This window comes from Sphingomonas sp. Ant20 (assembly GCF_000783375.1).
Taxonomy (GTDB): domain Bacteria; phylum Pseudomonadota; class Alphaproteobacteria; order Sphingomonadales; family Sphingomonadaceae; genus Sphingomonas; species Sphingomonas aerolata.
Genome location: NZ_JRVI01000137.1, coordinates 1 through 6,249, shown reverse-complemented (window position 1 = coordinate 6,249; position 6,249 = coordinate 1). Strand labels below are relative to the sequence as shown.

Sequence of the window (6,249 nt, the reverse complement as noted above, 5' to 3'; positions counted from 1 at the left end):
GAGCCGCGCGCCTCGATTGGCGCTCCCGTTCGTCGCGGACTGGCCGGCGGCGTCGGAGAGCAGGGCGGCGGGGGCGATCCCGGCCGCGAGCGGCAGGGCGAGCAAGGTTCGGCGGTCGAAGGTCATGGCGCGGTAGCTAGCCGATCCCGATCGCGCAGGGGAAGGGGCGATCGACACGCATCGCCGGCAATGGTCCCGTCAGAATACTGCTATCGCCGCGTGCAACGTGAGCGCGATCAGCGCGAGGCTCGACAGCAGGAACAGGATGAACCGCGTATGCACCCGGTTGGTCGTCGCCTGCGCGATGCTGTGCGCGACCCGCAAGCCGACATAGGCCCAGGCGATCCACGCGTTGACCCCGTCGCCGGTATGGCTGAGCGCAAGCACCGCACACACCGCGTAGAACAGCGTCGGCTGTTCCATCAGATGGTTGTAGTTGTGCGCCTTCCACTGCGCACTGGCGGGCAGCGAGCGGTCCGCATCGGCGGCGCGGGTGCCGACGAGCTGGCTGAGATCGACCCCCGCCGCCTTCATCGCGGGCAGGCGGGTCGCCAGCATCCAGAGCAGCATCACCAGCGTCCAGGCGATCAGCGCGACCATCGGCCGCAGGATCTCGCTGTGGATCAGGTCGTCATGCATGAAAAAGCCTCCCCCGGTTCCCCGGAGGAGGCTGCATTAATCGCGCACCGGGAGCAATCGCAGAATCCTCCCCCTTGCGGGGAAGGATCAGCGCGCCCGTCTCAGGCCTTGTCGAAGCTCGCGCCCCACTTGCGGACCGGACGGTCCTTCCACAGGCCACGATGATACGCGTCCGACGCGAGCAGCGGCATGACCGAACCCGCTTCGGCGAACACCATCTGCTCGATGCCGGTGTTGACCTTGCCCCACGACGCCGCCTCCTGCAGCGTCGACGACGAGCACGCACCGTCGCGCACGTCGGCGACCGTGATCTGCACTGCGTACTTGTGGACCTGGACGTCGTCGTGGCCGAGGATCTCGGCGCACACCACGGTGTCCTGGATGAAGTTCTTCGGCACGCCGCCACCGATCATCAGCAGGCCGGTGGTGCCCGCCTTGATCTTGATCTCGGTCAGCTCGCGGAAATCCGCGATCGCGTCGAGGACCATGTACGGCTTGCCCGCCTTCGCGGCATCGACCTGGTGCTTGACCAGACCGAAGCCGGCCGAGCTGTCGACGAACGCCGGGCAGAAGATCGGCACGTCATGCTCATAGGCGAGCTTGACGAGGCTGTTCTCCTTCTTGCCGTGCTCGACGAGGTACTTGCCCATCTCGCGGATGAACTCGCGGCTCGAATAAGGGCGGGGTTCCAGCGTCTCGGCGATCTCGAAGATCGTGTGGTCGACGTGCTGGAGCTCTTCCTCGTCGATATAGGTGTCGTAGATCCGGTCGATCATCAGCGAGCGCAGCACGTCGTCGTGCGGCACTTCCAAGGCCTGATAATGCTTGTGGCCGAGGCCTTCGAAGAAATCCATGTCGACGATCGTCGCGCCGGTCGCGACGATGCCGTCGATCATGTTGTTGCGCAGCAGCTCGGCATAGAGGTCCATGCAACCGCCGGCGCTCGTCGAGCCCGCGATCACGAGGAAGATCGTGCAGTCCTTGTCGGCGAGCATCTGGTTGTAGATGTCGGTCGCGCGGCCGAGGTCGCGGCTGGTGAACGACATCTTCTTCATCGCGTCGACGATCGGCCGCGCGTCGAAGCTCGTGATGTCTATATGCTCGACGGTGGTGGACAGGAGCTCAGCCTTGCGCTGCGCGTCGATGCGGGTGTCTTCGGTCATGGTCATCATCCTCAACGTCGTCATCCCCGCGCAGGCGGGGATCCATAAACTCGGGGGCTAGGTCGAGCCGCGCCGATAGCGTTTATGGATTCCCGCCTGCGCGGGAATGACGGTAGAAATAATAGCTAGTGGTTACAGCGTGACGACGTTGGACGCGAGGTCCTGGTACCGTTCGTCGTACAGCGAGACCATCGGCTCGTCGGTGACGATCACCGTCTCGTCCGATCCGAACCCGTTGAACGCGGTCCGCATCGCCGAGCCGTACGCGCCGAGCATGCCGATCTCGATATAGTCGCCGGCCTGGATGTCGGCGGGCAGCAGGAACGGCCCGGCCATGTGATCCATGTCGTCGCACGTCGGACCATAGAAGCTGAACTCCATGTCCTTGGCACGGCTGTCCGGCTCGCGGAGCAGCTCGACCGGGAAGCGCCAGCCGATATGCGCCGCATCGAACAGCGCACCATAAGCGCCGTCGTTGATGTACAGCTCGGTCCCGCGGCGCTTTTCGACGCGCACGATGATCGACGAATATTCCGCGCACAGCGCCCGGCCGGGCTCGCACCACAGCTCGGACGAATAGCTGACGGGCAGCGATTCGAACGCACGGTGGATCGTCTCGAAGAAGCGCTCGAGCGGAGGAGGCTCCATCCCCGGATAGGAGGACGGGAAGCCGCCGCCGACGTCGATCACGTCGACCGTGACCGCCGCCTCGACGATCGCCGCGCGGACGCGCTCCATCGCGTTCGAATAGGCTTCCGGCGTCATCGCCTGGCTGCCGACATGGAAGCAGATGCCCAGTGCGTCCGCCGCCTGGCGGGCCGCGAACAGCAGTTCCTTGGCTTCATGCGGTGCGGCACCGAACTTCGACGCGAGGCTGAGCTTCGAATGCTCGGACGACACGCGCAGCCGGACGCACAGCGTCAGGTCGGTGGCTTCGCGGGTGGCGCGCACGACCTTGTCCAGCTCTTCCAGGCTGTCGAGGCTGAAGGTGCGGACGCCGTGCGTGAAATACGCCTCGGCGATCGCTTCCTCGGCCTTGACCGGGTGCATGAAGCACAGGGTCGCCTCGGGCAGCGTCCGCGCGACCAGGCGCACTTCTGCGATCGACGCCACGTCGTAATGCGTGATGCCATTGTCCCACAGGATCTGCAGGAGTTCGGGAGAAGGATTCGCCTTCACCGCATACATCGAGCGACCCGGGAACTTCTCGACGAAGAACCGAGCGGCGCGCGCAGCAGCGTGCGGACGAACGAGCGTGACCGGATTGACCGGGCGCCCCTTAGCGATGTCGATGCCGCCCCCGATGAAGGGAGTGTCGGCGGTCGAATGGGCTTTCGCTAACCCCAGCGCGATATGATGCTTGACCAATTCAAGGGACCTCCAATGTCCTGAGACAAATTACGAAAACACTGCCTTGCGGTTGGAAGTCCCATGGGGCAGCGGAAGCGCGATTTAGGGGCGCACGCCCCCCATGTAAATAGCATCTGCACCACAGGAGACGACGTGTGACGATTTTGCGACAGCCGACACGGGCCGGGGTCCGTGACGCGGCAGAGAAGATCGCGCGCATCCTGCCGCCGACGCCGCTGTTCGTGGCCGAAATCCGGGGGATAGCGGTCGCGTTCAAGGCGGAATCGCTGCAACCGGTCGGCGCGTTCAAGATTCGCGGCGCCTGGCATCGGCTGACCGCGATTCCCGAGGCCACGCGGGCGCGCGGCGTCGTCGCCTTCTCTTCGGGCAATCATGCGCAGGGTGTGGCCTGGGCGGCGCGGCGACTCGGCATCGCCGCGACGATCGTCATGCCGTCGGACGCGCCGCGCACGAAGCGCGATGCGACGCTGGCGCTCGGCGCGGAGGTCGTCGCCTATGACCGCGCGACCGAAAGCCGCGAGGCGATCGCCGCACGGCTCGCCAAGGCACGCGGCGCGACTTTGGTGCCGAGCTTCGACGATCCGTGGATCATCGAGGGGCAGGGCAGCGCGGGGATCGAGGCGCATGCGCAGATGGCGGCGCTGGGGCTGGGTTCACCGTCCCGCATCGTCGTCCCGTGTGGTGGCGGCGGGCTTGCGGCGGGGGTCGCGCTCGCGGTCAAGGACGCGGCGATCACGGTGGTCGAGCCCGAGGGGTGGGACGACATGCGGCGGTCGCTCGAAGCGTCGTGGATCGAGCCGGTCGGGCCGAACCCGCCGCCGACCGCGTGCGATTCGCTCCAGACGCAGCGCGTGTCGCCGCTGACCTTCGACGTCCTGTCGCGCCGCGATGCGACCGGCGTCGCGGTCAGCGAGGCGGAGACCGCGGCGGCGCAGCGCTGGGCGGCGGAACGGTTGCGGCTGGTGATCGAACCCGGCGGCGCGGTCGCGCTCGCGGCGTTACTGGCGGGCAAGGTGCATCCCGAGCCCGGGCTGCTCGTCATCCTGTCAGGCGGCAATGTCGACCGCGCCGCCTATGCGGCGGTGCTGGCGGGCTGATCTCAGCCGGTCGCGGGCGGCAGCGTGCGGACCGCGGGCTTCGCGCAGGCATAGGCCTGTTTGTAGCCGCGGTTCCAGCAGGCGACGAAGCCGTCGAGGATATTGAGGTTCATCGGCCAGGCATAGGCGCGCGGCTTGCCGTCGACGCCGACCGGGGCATAGCCCGCCGGCCGGGGGAGTGCGGCGAGCTTGGCGCGGGCGGTATCGAGGCCCGCCAGATCTCGGCGCAGAAAGGCGATGCTGCCGTCGACATACAGGTTCCAGCCGAACCCCATATCCTCAGGCAGCGGTTTGCGCGCGGCCTCGAACAGCGCGATCGCGGGCGCGGTCTGGCCGGCATTGGCGCGCAACTGTCCCTCGTGCCAGTTGAGCAGGCCCGCCGTACGCGGATCGCCCGCATGGCTCGCTCGCCACGCCGCGATCGCATCCGCCGCGACCAGATCGCATCCCGCCGCGGCGAGTGGTCGCCAGCCGCTGGTCGGTGTCTGGTCGAACGCGCGTTCGTCGAGCGCGAGCATCGCCGCCTCGTCATAGCGGCAATTCGCGGGGGCAGGGGGCGTGGGTGCGGCCTGCGCGACGAGCAGGGCGATCAGGATCGGCATGGCGGCTCCCAGGTCCGGAAGGGACGGGGGCCATGCTATTTTCGCGGACGATCAAGTCAATGCGGCACGTCCGGTTTCCCTATCGGCGCGGCTCGGCGTAACGCTGGCGCATGACCGCCGCCCTGACCGCCATCGCCGCCGCCGCGCCCGCCATCGCCATGCTCGGCATGTTCGCCTGCCTGATCGCCGGCATCACGCTGATCGTGAAGAACCACGACCGCCGCAAGGGCATACTCATGCTCGTAATGGCCGGGGTACTGCTCGCCAACGTAGCAATCTGGACCCTCTAACCCCTCTCCCCCCCGGGGGGAGAGGGAGGGGCCCGCCGCGCAGCGGTGGGAGGGTGAGGGCACGTTGTGAAGCGCAACGCTCGCAGCGTGCCCTCATCCGGCGCTACGCGCCACCTTCTCCCCCGAGGGGAGAAGGGCTTAGGCTCACCGGATCGGCGAATTCGGATCCAGCCGCATGTCGAGATACTTGTCCACCGACCCCATCAGCTCGGGCATCTCGTGCTCGAAAAAAGTGGTTCGCCTTCGGGATCGTGTCGTGATGGATGGTGATGTGCTTCTGCGTGCGCAGCTTGTCGACCAGCTTCTGCGTCGCACCCGGCGTCGCGACCTCGTCGCCCTCGCCCTGGATGATGATGCCGCTCGACGGGCAGGGTGCCAGGAACGTGAAGTCGTACAGATTGGCAGGCGGCGCGATCGAGATGAAGCCGCGGATCTCGGGGCGACGCATCAGCAGCTGCATGCCGATCCACGCACCGAAGCTGACGCCCGCGATCCAGGTCGTCTGCGCCTCGGGATGGAAGCTCTGCACCCAGTCGAGCGCGCTCGCCGCATCGGAGAGCTCGCCGACGCCGTTGTCGAACACGCCCTGGCTCTTGCCGACACCGCGGAAGTTGAACCGCAGCGTCGCAAAGCCGCGCCGCTGGAAGGTCTTGTAGAGCTGCTGCACGATCGCGTTGTTCATCGTGCCGCCCGCCGACGGGTGCGGGTGGAGGATCATCGCAACGGGCGCGCGCGGACGCGGACCCGGCGCAAAACGACCTTCGAGACGGCCTTCGGGACCGGGAAAAATGACTTCTGGCATGGGCACTCGCGAGCTGGGATACGCACTCGGGTGGAGTGCCGGACGATGCGCGCTATATAGGTAATGCACCCCTTTTCGCAATTGGAACCGACCCTGTCCCGTAACGAACCCCGCATCTACCTCGATCACGCCGCCACGACGCCGATGCGTCCGGAGGCCGTCGCGGCGGTGATGGAGGGCATGGCGCGCTGGGCGAACCCGTCCTCGCCGCATGCCGAGGGGCGCGCGGCACGGGCGGCGCTGGAGGATGCGCGGCGCCGGATCGCGCAGGCGCTCGACTGGCCG

General features: G+C 67.1%; 6 protein-coding genes and 2 pseudogenes. 3 read left to right on the top strand and 5 right to left on the bottom strand.

Annotated features, from left to right (window positions below):
- Positions 1–198 precede the first annotated feature (198 nt).
- The 3 genes from NI18_RS15225 to NI18_RS15215 form a co-directional block, all read right to left on the bottom strand.
- The gene (locus NI18_RS15225) at positions 199–624 is read right to left on the bottom strand and encodes an MAPEG family protein (RefSeq protein ID WP_037531096.1); all 426 of its coding nucleotides are present in this window, start codon (positions 622–624) and stop codon (positions 199–201) included.
- A gap of 116 nt (positions 625–740) precedes the next feature.
- Entirely contained in the window at positions 741–1,802 is a 1,062-nt protein-coding gene (locus NI18_RS15220; protein ID WP_031396469.1) for a deoxyhypusine synthase, read from the bottom strand.
- A gap of 132 nt (positions 1,803–1,934) precedes the next feature.
- The gene (locus tag NI18_RS15215) at positions 1,935–3,170 is read right to left on the bottom strand and encodes a type III PLP-dependent enzyme (RefSeq protein WP_037531086.1); all 1,236 of its coding nucleotides are present in this window, start codon (positions 3,168–3,170) and stop codon (positions 1,935–1,937) included.
- A 137-nt stretch (positions 3,171–3,307) separates the two neighbouring features.
- Between NI18_RS15215 and NI18_RS15210 the strand changes: the two genes are divergently transcribed.
- On the top strand, positions 3,308–4,270 hold the full coding sequence (locus NI18_RS15210; RefSeq protein ID WP_037531084.1) for a threonine/serine dehydratase: 963 nt from the start codon (positions 3,308–3,310) through the stop codon (positions 4,268–4,270).
- 2 nt (positions 4,271–4,272) lie between these two features.
- Here the strand turns inward: NI18_RS15210 and NI18_RS15205 are convergent, their stop codons facing one another.
- Positions 4,273–4,872, bottom strand: a complete 600-nt coding sequence (locus tag NI18_RS15205) for a hypothetical protein (RefSeq protein ID WP_197975088.1) — start codon at positions 4,870–4,872, stop codon at positions 4,273–4,275.
- A 110-nt stretch (positions 4,873–4,982) separates the two neighbouring features.
- Between NI18_RS15205 and NI18_RS15200 the strand changes: the two genes are divergently transcribed.
- Positions 4,983–5,162 carry a hypothetical protein gene (locus tag NI18_RS15200; protein ID WP_037531082.1) on the top strand — a complete coding sequence of 60 codons (180 nt, stop codon included), beginning with the start codon at positions 4,983–4,985 and terminating at the stop codon, positions 5,160–5,162.
- 144 nt (positions 5,163–5,306) lie between these two features.
- On the opposite strand, the pseudogene NI18_RS15195 reads toward NI18_RS15200, so the two are convergent.
- Positions 5,307–5,964: pseudogene (locus NI18_RS15195) on the bottom strand (alpha/beta hydrolase).
- A 63-nt stretch (positions 5,965–6,027) separates the two neighbouring features.
- Here NI18_RS15195 and NI18_RS15190 point away from each other — a divergent pair.
- A pseudogene (locus NI18_RS15190) lies at positions 6,028–6,249 on the top strand (hypothetical protein); the annotation flags it as partial.